Consider the following 16,062-nt stretch of genomic DNA (forward strand, 5'->3'; position numbering starts at 1 on the left):
AAATATGGGTGAGTTTGAGTGTGTACAAATGACACGGAAGTTTCAAGGGGATGGAATCGATACGTATGCGCTGAAGCCAATCAATTTGAAGTTCAAAGCAGGTAACTTCGTATCTGTCATCGGACCATCAGGCTCAGGGAAATCGACACTCTTGAGTCTTCTCGGAACGCTCGACGTCCCGACGAGCGGCACGTTATCTTACGACGGACACGAGTTGAGTCAATTGAACGCGAAGGAACTGGCTAACTTTCGTTTCGAGAAGGTCGGCTTCATCTTCCAACAGTTTCATCTCATCCCGACGTTGACGGCCGTCGAGAACGTGATGGCCCCGCTCTTCGGTCGTAAGGTCGACTATGACAAAAAAGAGCGGGCCTTGTCGCTACTCGCACGCGTCGGATTACGGGAGAAGGCGGAGTCGTTGCCGTCCCAATTATCTGGGGGACAGCAACAACGTGTCGCGGTCGCACGCGCCCTCATCCATGAACCAGAATGGTTGCTCGCCGACGAGCCGACCGGGAATCTTGACTCGGAGACGGGCGAGGTCATCTTCGAGCTGTTACGGGAGTTGAACGAGGAGAAAGGATGCGGCGTCATCTGTGTGACCCACGACCCGAGTATCGCCGAGCGAGCCGACGTCCAGGTCCGCATGAAGGACGGCGCGATCATCGAGGTAATCGATACGAGGGTGACGGGCAATGCTTAAGTTCATCTGGAACTCGTGGTGGCGCAACAAGGAGCGGTTCATCCTGCTCCTCGTCGGTGTCTTGATCGTCAGCACCGGGCTGTCGTATCTCGTCGGGCTCACCGAATCGAACAAGGGGACGGTCGTCTCCGAGCTCGAGAAGCGATGGAAATCGTCGTATCATATCGTCGTCCGGCCGCCAGGCACGCGGAGCGTGACCGAGGAGCTGAACCTGCTCGAACCGAACTACATGAGCGGACTTCAGGGTGGGATCACACTGGAGCAGTATGAGCAAATCAAACAGATTGACGACATTGAGGTCGCGGCACCGATCGCGATGATCGGGTCGTATGATTATTTCAAAGATGTCGGAGAATTTAAACTGGATCGACCGGTCGTCTATCGTGTCAAGTTCACCGAGAAAACGGACACGGGTGCGAGAGTCGAGTCAGATGAATATTCGACCTACTTCTTAGGGAGATGGCAACCAACGGATGCCGACCCGGGTTATGGTCTAAGTCCGACGATGCCAGGCGATAAATTTACAGCAGGATTTGGTTCGAACTTTATGATAGCAGGGATCGACCCAGAAGCAGAGGCGGCACTTGTCGGATTGGATGCGGCGATGATTGAGAAGGAGGACATCAGTCAATACTTCGAGCAAACTGGTCAAACGAAAGTAGAGAACGGAATTATCCAGATGCCTGTCATCATGAGTACGAAAACGTTTGTAGATTCGACGATGGAGTTCGAGTTAGAAGAGGTTCAACTTCCGTTTGATTCGACTGATACGAGAGAGATTGCATCAAAAGTTCGAGATGCTGGGGGACAAGCCTATCTCGATACGTTAGACGGGAAGGCGCTTGATCAAATCGAGGAAATTTCCTCACTACAGGTACATAAGGCGCTAATCGATACATTCCTAAAGGATGGGAAGCTTGATTTTTCTAATGGAGATCAAGCTTTCAATTTTCTCGCTTTTCGACCTTCGGCACTGAACTATCAAACCGTTAAAAGTCCGTTCGAGGAACGATGGCCGTTCGCCTATCAAGTTAAGCCTTATGAAGTGCCAGAGGATAGTATCTATCCATTTAAACAGATGTATCGTCCTCTGTCTTTATATAGTGAAACGAGTGATGGTTGGCCGAAAGTGAAGCTCAATTATATCGGAGTCTTCGATCCAGAGAAGCTCGACATGGCGCGCGATCCGCTTACCGACCTACCGATGGAGACGTATTTCCCGGCCAAGGCGGACTGGGTCATCGATGCGAATGACGAGCCGGTAAACCCGGTCAAGCAGATGAAGCCGGTCAACAATGACCGCGGCTTCCTGACGCGGCCGCCGCTCGTCTTGACGACACTCGAAGCGGCCGCAGCCATCATTGGTGACGAACCGATTTCGGCCATCCGCGTCAACGTGAGCGAGGTCGACGAACTGAACGAGGCGAGCGAGGCGAGGCTCCAGGCCGTTGCGAAGGAAATTGAGGAGAAGACGGGGCTCATCACCGATATCACACTCGGGTCGTCTCCGCAAATGGCGTTGACCTACCTACCTGGCCTGAGGGAAGGGGAGGCGCTCGGATGGGTCCAACAACCATGGGTCCGCTTAGGTTCCTCGTTCACCATCTTCGAGGAGACGAAGATGGGCATGGGCGGCGTCATCGCGAGCGTCATCCTCGTCGCAGTTTTGTGCGTGTTCACGTCGAACGTGATCATGCTGTACGCACGGAAGAAAGAGTTTGCTGTGCTCCTCTCGCTCGGCTGGGGACCTCGTCAGCTCTCCAGGCTCCTGTTGATCGAGGCGCTCCTGCTCGGGGGTGTCGTCGCGCTCATCGCCTGGTCGATCTTGGGTGCGTTCTTACTCGCCGGCGATACGGCGACGACGGGCTTCGTGTCGCCCTGATCGGGTTTGGCGGTCTCGAATTTATATGTTAGGCTCGCTCGTCCCGATGCTGATGATCCGAAAAATCAAACCGTATGAGGCGCTTCGCTCCGGTGCGACGACGCGTGGACTGCGCATCGTTCGGACCGAAGGCGTCGTCGGGATGGCGTTCAACCAGCTCGTGACCCAGTGGAAGCGCACGATTTTGACACTCCTCGCCATCGCCGTGCCGACGAGCCTGTTTATGTTCTTCCTGTTCGTCTCGGTCCGCCTGCAGGGCGTCATGTTCACGTCGCTCCTCGGGGAATACGTCGCGCTCGAGGTCGGGACGATGCACTATGTCGCCATGGCCGTGGCACTTCTCATCGCCATCCTGACGACGACCGAGGTCATGTGGCAGAACATCAGTGAGCGTAGGAGTGAGATCGCCATCTTGAAGGCGACAGGGTGGCGATCGGCGAACGTGCGCCGACTCGTGCTCGTCGAAGGGGGATTGCTTGGACTCTTGTCCGGAATACTCGGCCTGGTCGTCGCGGGCGTGCTCGTCTGGAACGTGTATGGGTCGCTCCCGTTAACCGAGCTGCTTTTCCTCATGTCGACACTCTTTTTACCGATTGTGACTGGAGTTTTAGGGGCCTTGCTCCCGGCCCAGATGGCCGTCAACGTCTTGCCGTATCAGGCGATGCGTGGGACCCAGGTGAACACGAGACGGACAGAACGTCGTTTCAAATGGATTCTCGGAACTATCGGTGGTTCGCTCGGTGCCGCTGTTCTGACGTTATTCTTCTTTGCGTTACCAGAAGCGGGCGAACTTAGATCATCTGATGAGGCCAAACCGATTATACAAGGAACGACAGGTGAGAAATTAGCAGATCTTCAGGATAAGAAAAATGAGGAGACATCACATAAGGAAGACGTCATTGTAGTGGAAGATGCCATCCAAGAACGTGGGGAAGCGGCATTCCGTATCTATGAAGTCACGAATGCAGAACGTGAAGGTGAAGAGATACAAGTTTTCAATCCGGTCAATCCACCAGATGGTATACAGATTTCCACTCCGACAGCACGTTTACTCACTATTCCTGTTCAAGTTACGGTAAAGCTAGAAGATGTTCCGGGTCAAGAAGACTTTACCTTTAGGTTCATGCCTCAACACTATCCTTTACTTGATGGACAAGGAGATAAATATGAGGTGAAAGATGTAACGATCCTTGAGGAGGAAGGGTGGGATGGAAAATCCCAGCTAACCGTCCCTGCAAACGTAAAAGTTTTATTAACCTATGAGATTCCTTCAGAAGTTGAACGCGTTGCATTACTAGTAAACGGAAACTTGTTTATTGGAGAACATGTATACGTCATCGACTCTGTTTCAAATTGAAAAAACGAAGTGATTAATGGAGATATACGGAAGGAAGGATTTCATCGTACGAATATCGAAGGGAATGGTGCGAAAAAGTAATTGTCGCGTATCGTTGAGTGCCAATCACTTATGTTCCAAAAACATTTAAAAGGAGATTATGAGATGGAATCCAACACTGTGACAGTATCATCTCTCGTTGATGCGCCAATCGATAAAGTATGGCGACTTTGGACAGAACCCGACCATATTAAACAGTGGAATCATGCATCCGAAGATTGGCATACGACGGAAGCAGAGAATGACTTGAGAGCCGGAGGAAAATTTCGAAGTCGGATGGAGGCCAAGGATAAAAGTATGGGCTTCGATTTTGAAGGTGTATATGATGAAGTTCAAGTCAATCACCTCATTCAATATCACCTTGAAGACAATCGTAGAGTAACCGTTTCATTTATTTCGGACGGTGAGCAAACAAAAGTGGTCGAAACGTTTGACGCGGAATCGATGAATCCGATTGAGATGCAGCGTCAAGGTTGGCAGGCGATTCTTGATAACTTCCAAAAGTACGTGGAAGCAAACTGATTTACGTTTATACAAATTTTTACGAAAGACACGCTATGCACATTTCGACGTAGAAATGGATATAGCGTGTCTCTTTTATAGCGATTGTGTCAATAAAACGACAACTTGAATGGAGGGTTGAGGTGCCGAACATTAAAACGTTCATATTCTTTTTTATAGTTGTGTACGTGGTTCTAAGTCTTCCAGTAATGCTAGTAATCGGCTATGTGATTGATTGGGTACCGGAAGCAAGTTTGTCCCAAAAACTTAGAGGATACGTAATTGACGGACTAACGAATGAGTTTCAGCTTAAGATTGCAATCTCAGCGATAGCCAGTCTGGTGCTAATCTCCTTGCTGTCGAGACGTAGAGCCAATCAATCGCTTCGATAGACATCGCTTCATTCTTCAACGGGTTGTGTCTTCACTTGCGTCATCCTCGCGTCAAACTTGTCATAATCGATGTTCCCTGACTTTGCCGTGTAAAAGAAACCGTGGTAGCGGAGCGTGTCCTCGCTATTGATGATAAATTCATCGAGCTCGTCTCCGTCTTGATCGTATAAGGTGACCCGATACGAGTATCCCATATAGCCGATACTGGGCTTTCCTTTTTGAAAGGTGACGTCATTCAAGTTATTCATGACAGCGTATATGTCGTCTCGGTCATTCAAATTGAGTTCATAACCGCTCTGCCCGTCAAACACATGGATGCGGGACACGCTCGACGGTGACGTCGTGATGACGCGTTGCGGGATAAATGTCGTCGCATATAGCAGTCCGATAACGAGACCGGTAATCAATATATACTTACGTTTGTTGTGGAATTTCTTCAAAATCGTTCTCCTTCGTGTCAGTCGTCAATCACATCTTCCCCGGCTTGCCTCAGTTTCTCAAGTGATTCAAGCATATGCGCGATTACATCGTCAGGGTGGCGTTCCCACGCGCCGAGTTCGGCCACGACTTTGAGCGGGACGTTCGACCGATACGACCGGGTCGGATTGCCAGGGAAGCGCTTGTCCGTCAAATTCGGGTCGTTCTCGAAGTCGCCCGTCGGTTCGACGAGATAGATGCGCTCACGAGCCTCACCGCTCGCCAGTTCGGCACCCCATTTGGCGGCGTCGAGGGTGGCGGTGAAATAGATGTAGTTCGACTGTTTCTCTTGATAGTTCGAACGTCGCTTCGGTTCAAGCAAGTCCCCAAGCTTCAGTTCGGCTTTCGTGCCGTGGAAAAACGGGCCGGGGTCGAGCGGTTTGATGTCATCAGTCATGCTTCATCTCTCCTTCAGTCAGGTTGGCTTCACAGTATAGTGGATGAATTTAAGAGAAGATAGTCTGTTTTTGGCTCGTGAATCGCGATATAATAAAGACGGGAAGAGCGTTCGGCTCTTCCTTTTTCGTTACATAGAATTTAAAGCTGTTTACGGAACGCATAGCTCGTGATGGCAAAGTCCATCTTATCTGTATAAAAACGGTGCGCTTCGGTCCGAGCGAGTCCCGATTCGAGGGCGACGTATTTGGCACCTCGGTCGCGGGCGTATTCGTGGACGAAGTGAAGCAACATCTCACCATATCCCTTCGAGCGATGGTTCATGCACGTCACGAGGTCGTAAACGAAGACGTGCTTCTCGAGATAGAGATTGACGCGAACTTCGATTCCCGCGAGCGAGACGATTGTATCGTCGGCGTATAACGCATACAGTTCATAGCCCTGTGGTCGCATGGCGGAGACGAGCTCGCAATAGGCCTCAAGCGTCAGGTCGGTGCGCAGTTGGTTCATGACAGGGAATGAGTCATCGAGTTCGCGTGGCGACTCGATTGGTTTGATGGAATAGATGGTCGATGGAATGGGAATCATGCCTCCTTATTCAAAAGGTTGTGCTGTTGATTTCTCTTATATGAGATCCGATTCCTTTACCGGTAATACATTTCTTACAGATTTTCATTAGCATATCGAAAAGCCCTGGAACCATGCCGTTCATCGATGGTGGGTTCCAGAGCTTGATTGGTCAACGTAATTTCAATGAAGCGATGACGCTTTCTCAAGAATGGTATCGACCATGACCGTTGCGTTCTCAAGTGTCACTTCATAAAATGTGTCTTCGTACGTCAAGCGCACATGCTCCCCGCTCTGTAACTCATAGTGTTCGAGCAATGGTCGGATGCGGTCGTGGACGACTTGTGCCGATTCAGGAGACGTATGCGGGAAGATGATGGCAAACGTATCATGAGCAATTCGATATTTTTGATCGGTACGTCGTGTCGCCCCGTGAAGTTCGTCACTGAAGTAATTCAAAAACCATTCATATTCGGTGCGCCCATATGTCTGTTCGAATCGATCGAAGTCGTCGAACGTGATGAATGAGACCGAGAAGACACCACCATGTCGCACGAGTCGATCTCGTTCGCCATTGACGTCCATTTGGAACCGCTCGGCGTTGTCGAGCCACGTCTCAGGATCGACAGCAATCAGTTGGCGTGCCCGTTCTTCTAAAGCGAGCCTGGATTGCTGCACACGTTTGACGAGTTGATGGACGAGCCCGGAGACGACGGATAACATGAGAATAAGCGTAGTAAATCCGATTCCGCGCCAATTGAAGAACTGGACTTCACCTTGTGCGTTAAGTGGGGCGAACGATTGAAAATAGATGAATAGAAAGACGAGTAGCGTCACCGAAATCGTTAAACCGGCACGCATCCCGAAGGCGAGTGAAGACACGACGATCACTGGCAAAATCAATAAGCCGAGAAGGCCGCTGTCGCTCTCGACGAGTAAGATGGTGTAAAAAATCGTTCCGATGAGTAGGGAAGAGATGAGGCCAATCAGTTGAAGCGATTCATTGGTCCATCGTTTCATAACCATCCCTCCTTGTATGACGTATGGTGTAGGCCCACCTCGACAATTACCCGAAGTGCAGCAGAGGTAATCAAAGAAAGGTGCTTCATGTTCATTATAGAGCAAGCGTTAGTGTCGAAACGGTGCTTTTTTGAAATGAAGCGAGTGCATTTATAGAAACTTGAATTTAAAAATCGAGACACCCGTTCATTGAACGACTGTCTCGATTTCTTTATGATGCGTCTTCAAATAGAACGGAATCGTACAACGAACGTCGTGAACGTTCTAACACAACCCGGATCGTGACCAAGTCGATAAGCAAGGCAGCGAGTGAGAAGGCGACACACTTCGAACGAATCCCGACAAATTCAGCGAGGTGGTCAACTCGATGATGAGGATGGACTCGGCCACACTGATTACAAATGATTTTTTAAGTGCAAACGGCATATAGTAAGTTGGTATGATCAAATATGACATCGATTTATTTTGTTGGTTTTTGATTATCCCCAAAATCTCCATAGCTCACATCTAAAATAAGTGGCTCGAGCGCATGTAATGATTCTATAGGATTAAGCCATTCCTCTATAAAATAGTCATAGTAGCGACCTGAGGCTATGGCTGCGCGTGAATTTTTATTTTCATGCTCTAAAATAAGATCCAGATTTTCTTCTAATTCTTCAAATTCATTTAATCCGTCCTCGTTTTTACCAATTCGCTCTTCGAATTCTTCAACAGAAAAACGCTTAATGATCTCCCAGTCTTCTGGCGTTGACCTTGCTTCTTCTGCCTCATAACGCGTAGCATATTGTTGGAACGGACGCTTCGTTCTAAATTCTTTCTTGTACAACCATTCATAAATTGTATACCAATGTTGACACCATTTAAACAGCTCAAAGACTTGCCATTCTTCGTTTCGTGTTTCTTTCGGATGGCATACGATTTTCTTAACACCATCGGAAAACTCGACTACATAAATTAAATCACCCTGTATTGACTCATCTTCCATGAGATCTGACAAGCACGTGTTTTTTTGTGATGCGAACGTGAACAGATTTACTTGCCGCCCAGTATCGGATTCCCGATAAAAAATTTCTACGCTTTTTATAATACGAACAGTCATTCAAGGTTCTCCAATCAGCATCTAATATTTACTTTCTAGTCCTTTAACACCTAAAAAATTTAGCATTTCGTATTTCACTAACTTTTTATGAGACGTTCTCTTCTATCACCACCGGCTCATACAGTCCTCGTTTCGAACGTTCTAGCACTACCCGAACCGTGACCAATCCGACGAGCAAGAAAGCGAGCGAGAAGGCCACATACGTCGAGCGGATCCCGACAAACTCTGCAAGAAGCCCAATCCCAAACGTCAACCCGATAATCAAGACAGACTCCGCTACACTGATCACCCCGGAGAAGCGGCCCATCAGATCGGTCGGGACATTGTTTTGATAAAACGACAAGAAGCCAGTGTTCGCGAACGACAAGGCGAACGTGAGCAAGAAGAAGCCGACAGACGCGACTACGAACGATTCGGAGAAGGCGAAGATGAGATAGCCCACTGGCGTCATGATCGCGCCAAAACTAATCAAGAACGGCAACGTCATGCGTGTGCTGAATGTCGCATTGATGATGGATCCGGCGATAATCCCGGCTCCGGCGACACTGACGAGGAAGCCGTAACGGCTCTCGGAGAAGTCGAGCACCTGCGTCGCGAACGACGCCTCGAGTGAGTCAAGCCCGGACATGAAGATTGTCATGACACAGAACAGGCTATAGACGAGCGTCACGTAACGCTTCGTCGACGCGAACCGGACGACCGTCTTCCAATCCTCGATGATCATACGTACATTGAACACTTCAACCTCTTCACGTGCCGTGTGTAGCGTCGGCAAGAGCGCGAGGATGCCGACGGAGACGAGTAGCGCCAACGCATTCAACTGAATGGCAAGCGTCGGGCTACCGATCATAAATAACAGACCCGCGATGGCCGGGCCTAAGATGAACCCGGCCGATTGGACGAAGTTCTTCATGGCGTTGAACCTTTGCCGGTCACCGCTAGGAACAAGCTTCGTCATATAGACGAGGGAGGCCGATTCGAAGACGGAGCTCGCGATGTTCAACAAAAAGACGAGCACATAAATGAGCGCGAGCGAGTCGATAAAGGCGAGACTGAAGACGACGACGGCACGAAGCGCATCGAGGAGGAGCATCAGGCGGCGTGTGTCGGTGCGGTCGATGACCGTACCTGACCAAAAGTTCGCACAGAGCGCCGCGAGCGGCACGAGCATGTAGAGGACAGAGACGGCGAACGGCGATTGCGTCATCTCGAGGACGATCAAGTTGAGGGCGATGAAGTACACCCAGGCGCCAAGGTTCGAGATCCCGACACCTGTGAGTAAAAGTAAAGGCTGTTTCCATGTCGGCATAACAATCGTCCCCGTTCAAATAGATTTTGAACAGTATGTCACAAAAATGATTCCTGCGCCATAACAAATGCAAATCATTTCAAATTTATGTTTGGAAATAGGTGAATTCATGCATTGGTGAGAAGGAGAGACAGGGCACTCAAGCGCTTTCGATGAGAAAAGCATCGATTTGCGACGGAATGTCCTCGAGGGCACCTGACAGCTGGACGACTTGCGCGACGTGATAGAACGTACTCGTCGTCTCGAAATTCGTCATGCTGTCCGTCGTATCGTGAATAAAGACCGGCACGCCTGAACCGATGGCAATGCCGAGTTCGACGTGGCTGCCTTTCCCGGCCGGAAGCAAGATGACGACAAAGTCAGAAGCTTTGATGGCGTCACGCTCTTTCTCTCCGATGTCGCGTAGCGCATCGACCGAATCGGCCCGCGTGTTGAGCGTCCAGTCGTATGTATGGGCATGGCCTTGTGCGGAAAGCAAGTCGCGTAACCGTCTGACGTTCTCGATGTTATAAAACCCGGACCCGATATAGTAGTTCATTTATCTTCCTCCCATTCAAATGTGATTCAAGTTAACTGCGACGATCCACCAGAGAATGAGACCGAATGCCAGCATAAAGGCGGCAATCAGTCCGATTCCGACGACGAACCGGTGGTGGGCCGTCCAATGATGCTTTCGTCCGAGGTGAAGGCTAAAACCGGTGACGGACAATAGGAGCAGACCGGTCGTCCCGCCAATCCAACCCCATCCGTTTGCGAAGGGGAGGTTCGGAAAAAGCAGGAAATAAGCAAGAGCGGTGACGAGACCGCCAAAGCCTACAAATAACCAACGGCTCAACTTACCCTCCGTGACACCATCATCGCAATCTCATGAATAGCGAGGATGAACAGTCCGATGAAGAAGGCGAACAAGGCGATAAAATCTGCCTCGACGTTGAAGAAAAGATTGAGCCCGAAGAGTGGGGTCACGAATAACAAATAGAGCGGATATTGAATCGCGAACAACGCGTCAAGGATGACGATGTCATACACATACGTCTCGAAGCTATGTAGCGTGAACACGGTCACCCCGGCGAATAGGAGTGCCGTCACATAAAGCTTGGCGACCCGGTCATTCAAGACGCACGTTCCCATCATACAGAGGACAAGCAAGACGGACGATGTTGCCTGAAGCGGACCGATCGTCGCATCAGGGAACGTGACCGACGGGATGACGTTCAAGATAAAGGCGATGGTATAGACGCAGGATAGCGTCACGAGGCATCGTTTTCTTATGTTCATGACAAAGACTCCTCTCGATGGTCTCGTGCGAGTCGGGCCAACACGTGCAAAGCATCATCCGCATCGAACGAGCTGTACCACCGTACGTCGTTTGAATCGAGGATACGGTAATGACTACTGATGACGTTTTGCTGCATCACATAATCGCCGTCTGTCGCAATCTGTTTCCACCAGACCCGGCCGCCGAGCGTCTTCGATTTCGGCTCATAGTCTGTCTCTTTGGCAATTAGTTTGACGAACTCGACGGGGTCGTCCCCAATCTCATTCAATAGAATCTCGCTGCCATTGAAGAGGGCGCACAGCGTGACGACCGTGCCCCAGTTGGCGACGGTTCGTTCTTTCTCGATTTGGATGAGCGTCTTTTTCGAGATGCCGAGTATTTCCGCCATCTCTTCTTGGGAAAGCTGTTGCTCGACTCGAATCAGTTTTATGTGTTTTGAAACCGTTTGGATAAAATCAGTCTTCTTCATCATCCACCTCGATTGACTAGTTAAAAATAAAGGAGTTTATGACAATAACTTACAAGTGTAATTTTACACCTTTTAAAGTTTCTGTCAATGATATTCATTGGAAAATCGAACCTATGAAGTAAATATTGAGGTAAAATGAAGAAAAAACGAGGTGCAAAAAAATGACGAAAGAACAATTATTAGCGCTATTACCGACGTCCGAAATGGAGATACAACTGAAGGATGCAGAAGGGCTCCCGCGTTTCGCATTCTTGAACGAACGCGACCGTTTCGACGAGGTGCAAGGAGAGGTGTTCGATGAGGAAGAACCTTGGCCAAACCATCTCCCCGTCATCGGATATGAAGACTTTCTCGGGGATCTCGTCTGTGTCAATTTGAAGACGAACGAGGTCCTCATTGTCGACCATGAGACAGGTGAACAACTTGAAACGATCGCCGCTTCATTTGAAGAATGGTTGCAGTCAGAACGATGACATGGGAAGACGTGATCACGTTTCTTCCGACCGAAGTGCGTCCTGTCAACATGACGACCGCTGCGGGTGAACGCCTGCCCGCGACACTACTCACTTCCGATGAGGCGTCCCGTCTTCCGTCGTCTCGACTTGGGCAACGAATCGGATATGACGCTTCCGGTGATTGGCTCGTGTACGGACGGGATGAGGTGCTCGTGCTGTGGGACGAGATGACTGATGAAACGAAGTGGATTCGGACGCCGATCGAGACGTTACTCGACATTGCTCCGACAAACCAACGGCTCATCGAACTGTTTGAGCAGGTGAATGAAGGAACGCTGACGCTAGGCGAACTTCCGAGGCGCCGGAACGTCCCGTCTCGCAAGGATCTCGTGGAATGGTTATATGCGGTCAGGATAGGCAAGCTGACGTTCGAAAACGTCTCCGACTTGGCGGCGGACGCACTTGAGCGGACGGAAGACATGCACGTTGATCTACGCGTGATGGACGGGCTGAGATTTTTGCACGGCATCGACCTTCAAGTGGAGCCGGGTGTGTATTTGCATGAGAAAAAAGAGCTTGAGCGTTGGATTGACGAGCTGCAAGAAATGGAGGATTGATCATGAGGATTTCAATCGAACAGCTAGGTCAAGACGGGTTGACGCGCGAGATATCTAAATTAGATGGCTTGCTTACCTTTCTTCATGTCTAGAGTCTTCACACAAATCGACGAAAAACGCATTCCCTCTTTTCGCCAAAAAAAGTATACTTTATGTTATCGAATGAAGAAATGAGGAATTGAAATGCGTATCGAAACCAACCTGCCCGGATTTACGTTCGAAACCATCGAGGTGGTCGAACAAGCGCTCGGCAGCCGTTTGCCGAACGGACTCCGAGAGGCATGGCTTCACGACAACAAATTTGAGGTCGGGGAGTGGTTCTTTTACCCGATTAAAGATGAACGTTACTTCAACAAAACGTGGGACGACATCATCCGTGCGAACAGGGACGAACGTCAGTTGCCGGAAGGCTTTATTACGGTTGCGGAGAACGGGAGCGGGGACGAGCTCGGCTTTTTGACTTCAGACGTCGAGACGATCTACATCTGGTGGCATGAGACGGATGAGCTTGAGCGAGTGGCCGATTCGATCGATGCGTTCGTCGAGGTGACGCGATTGGAGTCGGACGTGATTGAGAGGTTCTGTGAGCGTGTCCTTTAGAGCGGTACGGTGTTCGGATTGTCGGCCGAAACGGACAATGGCTGGGCGTATGCGCCTTCCATCATTGAGACGACGGACGTCTTATTGTTCTTCTCAACTCCTGAAGGGGCACTTGCTTGTAAGGCTGAGGAGTGGGAGGACTATCACCTCATCGAGTTGCCACTTGATCTGTTCGTCGCGGGCTGGTTGCCGAATATGGCGGATGACGGGTTGTTGTGTGGATTAGATTGGTCGAGTGACTTGAAAGGGATGGAATACGATCCTGAAACCGTCCTAGAAACCATCGAAGAAGCGAATTAAATTTATTTCAAATACCGAATTTACAATTTTTTATCAAGAGAGGTCTTAAAAATGTTGAATCGTTTCAAACAGAAGCGCAAGCATAGCGCGCAATGTACCTGCTCGGTATGCCAAGCACCAATTGACGTACCACTCGGATATGGTTCGCTCATGCCGACCTTTATCGAGGAATTGTCTAAGAAAGAGAGGAAACGGCGCGTCGTCTTGACCGATGACGTCTGCGTCCTAGACGAGGAACATTTCTTTGTGAATGGTTGTCTCGAACTCCCGATTATCGGAGAGGACAACATCTTTACTTGGAACGTCTGGGTGTCGCTCAGCGCGGATAATTTCTTTCGGATGCTTGATGCGTGGGAAGACCCGGCTCGTGTCGAACTTGAACCGATGTTCGGTTGGTTCTCGACAGACTTGCCCGATTATCCGGACACGATCAATTTGAAGACGAACGTCCATATCCGAGAGGTCGGGATGCGGCCGTTTATCGAACTCGAGCCGACCGACCATCCGCTCGCCATCGAGCAGCGGGAAGGGATCACACGAGAACGGATCGAGCACTTGGCGCGAACTATCGATCAAAGGGAACGGTCAAGGGACTAGGGTATCGAACGGACGAACGATAAAGTCGCCGTCTTGCTCGAAAAATTGTCTCAACAGATGAACATGGGCGAGACCGTATAAGAGCACGATGCGGTCATCCGACTTCGCGACACGTTTCACATTCTCATAGATGCGCTGATTCCGTGCATTCCAGTATAATTCGACCCAACTCGATCCAGTCGGACCGACGGCGGCGATTTCGGTGTAGGCTTGATGCATCGAATCGGTTATCTCGCTTTGGTTTATGTACGCATAATACTCAGAAATCGAGAAGTTAGCGAAGGCGGTCTCCACGTCCTGCACGAGTGTCCGCTGTGTCGAAATGATTCTCTCCATCTCGTCAGGGTGAGTGTCCATCACGTCACCAAGGCTGACACCGTCAATCGTTTCGTTCCAATCGACGGCTTGAACGAACGGCAACTCGCACAGCTTCGCGAGCCGGAAGCCGATTTGCTCGCGCTCGTCTTCGCTGGCTGTGAGCGGATTAGTTACATATTTCTGATAACGCTGATTCAACGACTCCTGATCAGTTTTCGCGACTTCGAGACAGATGACGGTCGGTTCGAAACAAGAACATCGCGTAACAAACGCATCTAGCTCTTGTTGACGGGTGGGACTGAGGATATCGGACGTTTCCGGCATCAAGACATCCCCGTTGTTCGGCATATTCAAATGCGTCGTTCCAATAAGCAACAACTCAATCATGCTTTCTCACACTCCAATATAAAATTTCTATACGTTTTCTCTACGATCTCTTTTAGAATAAGTTTCAGAAAAGATAATCGAGAAGGTAAGCCCTATGACACGAAATGATTTCTTTCCAATTAAACGAATCCCAAACAGCGGCCACTATTGTTGGAACGATATAAACTTTTAATAAATTGAATGGAGTCTATTATGATTCAACTCAAGGTAGAGAAGCATTCCATTTTCAATACGATTGAACAATTATATACCTGAAAAGAAGACCTTTTAGCTCGACAGATTTATCAATGGAACGATACATATATTTTGAAAAAATATTAGACTGAAAGAGGGGGATTCAATGAAACAACCGACAGAAATCGCGACCTATCAGATGACCATCCAAGCCCCGATCGACCACGTCTTCGCCTGTCTGGCAGAAGATGAACACATCACCAAATGGAACGACCATCTCATCGAGAACATTTACGAGGACAATGACAACGCACTCGTCGAAGGCAAACGTTTCGTCTCGGTCCAACAGTTCGAGAATAAAGAGATTCGTGTCGATTCCATGTTGACGCATGTCAATCGACCTTATGCGTGTGAAGTACAGGCTGTGACGAACCAAGGTGTCTCGACGACGTCTTACGTCCTCGAGGAGACCGAAGGCGGCACGAGCGTAACGGTTCGAATCACGTTGTTGCCTTCGTCTTGGTTCTACCGGTTGTATGCGAAAGGATTCGCCTGGGCGATTCGTCTCATCTATGACGAGCAGTTCAAACAGTTCCGAATCTATACCGAGGCGAGTCAGCAGGCCGCCCCTGCCGATGAGGCGGAGTAAGCGATGATTCATGCCATCACCACTAGTAACAGGACCGAGGTGCGTACGTTTTTCATGAATCAATGGGGGGCTTCCCAGATGGTCGTCTCGTCTGGGACATATGACTGTGCGTCGCTCGACGGTTTCGTCTGGATGAACGGGTCGATTCATGGGCTCGTCACGTACGTCATCCGTCATGATGCGCTCGAAATTATCTCGATCGACAGTTTACAGGAAAACAAAGGCATTGGGTCCTCACTCTTAGAAGAAGTGGAACGAGAGGCGAAGCGTCATCGTCTCAAGCGTTTAACTTTGATTACGACGAACGATAATGTGCACGCGCTCGCGTTTTACCAAAAACGCGGCTTTCGGCTCGAACGAATCGTGACGGATGCGGTCAACGTGGCCCGGCTCGAAAAGCCAAGCATCCCCCTGATCGGGAACAACGGCATCCCACTTCACGATGAGATCGTCTTGTCAAAACAGCTATAAAGAA

Annotated in this window: 22 protein-coding genes; 11 read left to right on the plus strand and 11 right to left on the minus strand. The window is 49.7% G+C overall.

Translation table 11 applies throughout. From position 1 onward, the window contains the following. The first annotated feature begins 4 nt into the window (after positions 1 to 4). The 4 genes from RT52_RS04735 to RT52_RS04745 all read left to right on the plus strand — a co-directional run bounded on the left by RT52_RS04735 (position 5) and on the right by RT52_RS04745 (position 4,503). A complete protein-coding gene (locus RT52_RS04735) occupies positions 5 to 703 on the plus strand; it encodes an ABC transporter ATP-binding protein (protein ID WP_034815387.1) in 699 nt (232 codons plus the stop codon). After that, complete coding sequence (locus tag RT52_RS15975) at positions 696 to 2,585, plus strand: FtsX-like permease family protein (RefSeq protein ID WP_051690263.1); 1,890 nt, start codon at positions 696 to 698, stop codon at positions 2,583 to 2,585. Before RT52_RS04735 ends, RT52_RS15975 begins: the two co-directional genes overlap by 8 nt. A 25-nt stretch (positions 2,586 to 2,610) precedes the next feature. After that, positions 2,611 to 3,942: an FtsX-like permease family protein gene (locus tag RT52_RS15980; RefSeq protein ID WP_051690264.1), complete on the plus strand. Its 1,332-nt coding sequence runs from the start codon at positions 2,611 to 2,613 to the stop codon at positions 3,940 to 3,942. 144 nt (positions 3,943 to 4,086) lie between these two features. After that, entirely contained in the window at positions 4,087 to 4,503 is a 417-nt protein-coding gene (locus RT52_RS04745) for an SRPBCC family protein (protein WP_034815389.1), read from the plus strand. Positions 4,504 to 4,882: 379 nt separating this feature from the next. On the opposite strand, the gene RT52_RS04755 is transcribed toward RT52_RS04745, so the two are convergent. The 10 genes from RT52_RS04755 to RT52_RS04800 all read right to left on the minus strand — a co-directional run bounded on the left by RT52_RS04755 (position 4,883) and on the right by RT52_RS04800 (position 11,490). After that, positions 4,883 to 5,314, minus strand: coding sequence for a hypothetical protein (locus RT52_RS04755; RefSeq protein WP_051690265.1), 432 nt, complete (start codon positions 5,312 to 5,314; stop codon positions 4,883 to 4,885). 17 nt (positions 5,315 to 5,331) lie between these two features. Next, entirely contained in the window at positions 5,332 to 5,748 is a 417-nt protein-coding gene (arr, locus tag RT52_RS04760) for an NAD(+)--rifampin ADP-ribosyltransferase (RefSeq protein WP_034815391.1), read from the minus strand. Positions 5,749 to 5,888: 140 nt separating this feature from the next. Next, positions 5,889 to 6,335 (minus strand): GNAT family N-acetyltransferase, encoded by a 447-nt coding sequence (locus tag RT52_RS04765; protein WP_034815393.1) that lies wholly within the window; start codon positions 6,333 to 6,335, stop codon positions 5,889 to 5,891. Between the two features lie 162 nt (positions 6,336 to 6,497). After that, complete coding sequence (locus tag RT52_RS04770) at positions 6,498 to 7,334, minus strand: GGDEF domain-containing protein (protein ID WP_034815395.1); 837 nt, start codon at positions 7,332 to 7,334, stop codon at positions 6,498 to 6,500. A 460-nt stretch (positions 7,335 to 7,794) separates the two neighbouring features. After that, positions 7,795 to 8,433 carry a hypothetical protein gene (locus tag RT52_RS04775; protein WP_034815397.1) on the minus strand — a complete coding sequence of 213 codons (639 nt, stop codon included), beginning with the start codon at positions 8,431 to 8,433 and terminating at the stop codon, positions 7,795 to 7,797. 85 nt (positions 8,434 to 8,518) lie between these two features. Then, positions 8,519 to 9,742 (minus strand): MFS transporter, encoded by a 1,224-nt coding sequence (locus tag RT52_RS04780; RefSeq protein WP_034815399.1) that lies wholly within the window; start codon positions 9,740 to 9,742, stop codon positions 8,519 to 8,521. Positions 9,743 to 9,881: 139 nt separating this feature from the next. Beyond that, a complete protein-coding gene (locus RT52_RS04785; RefSeq protein ID WP_034815401.1) occupies positions 9,882 to 10,280 on the minus strand; it encodes a TIR domain-containing protein in 399 nt (132 codons plus the stop codon). Positions 10,281 to 10,295: 15 nt separating this feature from the next. Next, positions 10,296 to 10,577 (minus strand): hypothetical protein, encoded by a 282-nt coding sequence (locus RT52_RS04790; RefSeq protein ID WP_034815403.1) that lies wholly within the window; start codon positions 10,575 to 10,577, stop codon positions 10,296 to 10,298. Further along, entirely contained in the window at positions 10,574 to 11,020 is a 447-nt protein-coding gene (locus RT52_RS04795; protein ID WP_034815405.1) for a hypothetical protein, read from the minus strand. The genes RT52_RS04790 and RT52_RS04795 overlap by 4 nt, the downstream gene beginning before the upstream one ends. Further along, a complete protein-coding gene (locus tag RT52_RS04800) occupies positions 11,017 to 11,490 on the minus strand; it encodes a helix-turn-helix transcriptional regulator (protein WP_034815505.1) in 474 nt (157 codons plus the stop codon). The genes RT52_RS04795 and RT52_RS04800 overlap by 4 nt, the downstream gene beginning before the upstream one ends. 161 nt (positions 11,491 to 11,651) lie before the next feature. On the opposite strand from RT52_RS04800, the gene RT52_RS04805 reads away from it, so the two are divergent. The 5 genes from RT52_RS04805 (at position 11,652) to RT52_RS04825 (ending at position 14,059) form a co-directional block, all read left to right on the plus strand. Beyond that, positions 11,652 to 11,963 carry an SMI1/KNR4 family protein gene (locus RT52_RS04805; protein ID WP_034815407.1) on the plus strand — a complete coding sequence of 104 codons (312 nt, stop codon included), beginning with the start codon at positions 11,652 to 11,654 and terminating at the stop codon, positions 11,961 to 11,963. After that, positions 11,960 to 12,562, plus strand: a complete 603-nt coding sequence (locus RT52_RS04810) for a hypothetical protein (RefSeq protein WP_034815409.1) — start codon at positions 11,960 to 11,962, stop codon at positions 12,560 to 12,562. The genes RT52_RS04805 and RT52_RS04810 overlap by 4 nt, the downstream gene beginning before the upstream one ends. A 183-nt stretch (positions 12,563 to 12,745) precedes the next feature. Further along, positions 12,746 to 13,162, plus strand: coding sequence for an SMI1/KNR4 family protein (locus tag RT52_RS04815; protein WP_051690266.1), 417 nt, complete (start codon positions 12,746 to 12,748; stop codon positions 13,160 to 13,162). Positions 13,163 to 13,171: 9 nt separating this feature from the next. Continuing rightward, positions 13,172 to 13,462, plus strand: coding sequence for a DUF2750 domain-containing protein (locus RT52_RS04820; RefSeq protein WP_051690267.1), 291 nt, complete (start codon positions 13,172 to 13,174; stop codon positions 13,460 to 13,462). A gap of 51 nt (positions 13,463 to 13,513) precedes the next feature. Further along, positions 13,514 to 14,059: a DUF2199 domain-containing protein gene (locus RT52_RS04825; protein ID WP_034815411.1), complete on the plus strand. Its 546-nt coding sequence runs from the start codon at positions 13,514 to 13,516 to the stop codon at positions 14,057 to 14,059. On the opposite strand, the gene RT52_RS04830 is transcribed toward RT52_RS04825, so the two are convergent. Next, a complete protein-coding gene (locus RT52_RS04830) occupies positions 14,048 to 14,764 on the minus strand; it encodes a DUF5694 domain-containing protein (protein WP_034815413.1) in 717 nt (238 codons plus the stop codon). The genes RT52_RS04825 and RT52_RS04830 overlap by 12 nt on opposite strands. A gap of 340 nt (positions 14,765 to 15,104) precedes the next feature. On the opposite strand from RT52_RS04830, the gene RT52_RS04835 reads away from it, so the two are divergent. Then, entirely contained in the window at positions 15,105 to 15,587 is a 483-nt protein-coding gene (locus RT52_RS04835; RefSeq protein WP_034815415.1) for an SRPBCC family protein, read from the plus strand. 54 nt (positions 15,588 to 15,641) lie between these two features. Further along, positions 15,642 to 16,058 (plus strand): GNAT family N-acetyltransferase, encoded by a 417-nt coding sequence (locus RT52_RS04840; protein ID WP_245175463.1) that lies wholly within the window; start codon positions 15,642 to 15,644, stop codon positions 16,056 to 16,058. The last annotated feature ends 4 nt before the right edge of the window (positions 16,059 to 16,062 follow it).

Origin of the sequence: Exiguobacterium alkaliphilum 12/1 (genome assembly GCF_000714435.1) — a bacterium.
Taxonomy (GTDB): domain Bacteria; phylum Bacillota; class Bacilli; order Exiguobacteriales; family Exiguobacteriaceae; genus Exiguobacterium; species Exiguobacterium alkaliphilum.

Excerpts from the sequence above, each read along its gene's own strand:
- RT52_RS04735 (WP_034815387.1), top strand. The coding sequence starts at position 5 with ATGGGTGAGTTTGAGTGTGTACAAATGACACGGAAGTTTCAAGGGGAT.
- RT52_RS15975 (WP_051690263.1), top strand. The coding sequence starts at position 696 with ATGCTTAAGTTCATCTGGAACTCGTGGTGGCGCAACAAGGAGCGGTTC.
- RT52_RS15980 (WP_051690264.1), top strand. The coding sequence starts at position 2,611 with ATGTTAGGCTCGCTCGTCCCGATGCTGATGATCCGAAAAATCAAACCG.
- RT52_RS04745 (WP_034815389.1), top strand. The coding sequence starts at position 4,087 with ATGGAATCCAACACTGTGACAGTATCATCTCTCGTTGATGCGCCAATC.
- arr (WP_034815391.1), bottom strand. The coding sequence starts at position 5,748 with ATGACTGATGACATCAAACCGCTCGACCCCGGCCCGTTTTTCCACGGC.
- RT52_RS04765 (WP_034815393.1), bottom strand. The coding sequence starts at position 6,335 with ATGATTCCCATTCCATCGACCATCTATTCCATCAAACCAATCGAGTCG.
- RT52_RS04770 (WP_034815395.1), bottom strand. The coding sequence starts at position 7,334 with ATGAAACGATGGACCAATGAATCGCTTCAACTGATTGGCCTCATCTCT.
- RT52_RS04775 (WP_034815397.1), bottom strand. The coding sequence starts at position 8,433 with ATGACTGTTCGTATTATAAAAAGCGTAGAAATTTTTTATCGGGAATCC.
- RT52_RS04780 (WP_034815399.1), bottom strand. The coding sequence starts at position 9,742 with ATGCCGACATGGAAACAGCCTTTACTTTTACTCACAGGTGTCGGGATC.
- RT52_RS04785 (WP_034815401.1), bottom strand. The coding sequence starts at position 10,280 with ATGAACTACTATATCGGGTCCGGGTTTTATAACATCGAGAACGTCAGA.
- RT52_RS04795 (WP_034815405.1), bottom strand. The coding sequence starts at position 11,020 with ATGAACATAAGAAAACGATGCCTCGTGACGCTATCCTGCGTCTATACC.
- RT52_RS04800 (WP_034815505.1), bottom strand. The coding sequence starts at position 11,490 with ATGAAGAAGACTGATTTTATCCAAACGGTTTCAAAACACATAAAACTG.
- RT52_RS04805 (WP_034815407.1), top strand. The coding sequence starts at position 11,652 with ATGACGAAAGAACAATTATTAGCGCTATTACCGACGTCCGAAATGGAG.
- RT52_RS04810 (WP_034815409.1), top strand. The coding sequence starts at position 11,960 with ATGACATGGGAAGACGTGATCACGTTTCTTCCGACCGAAGTGCGTCCT.
- RT52_RS04815 (WP_051690266.1), top strand. The coding sequence starts at position 12,746 with ATGCGTATCGAAACCAACCTGCCCGGATTTACGTTCGAAACCATCGAG.
- RT52_RS04825 (WP_034815411.1), top strand. The coding sequence starts at position 13,514 with ATGTTGAATCGTTTCAAACAGAAGCGCAAGCATAGCGCGCAATGTACC.
- RT52_RS04830 (WP_034815413.1), bottom strand. The coding sequence starts at position 14,764 with ATGATTGAGTTGTTGCTTATTGGAACGACGCATTTGAATATGCCGAAC.
- RT52_RS04835 (WP_034815415.1), top strand. The coding sequence starts at position 15,105 with ATGAAACAACCGACAGAAATCGCGACCTATCAGATGACCATCCAAGCC.
- RT52_RS04840 (WP_245175463.1), top strand. The coding sequence starts at position 15,642 with ATGAATCAATGGGGGGCTTCCCAGATGGTCGTCTCGTCTGGGACATAT.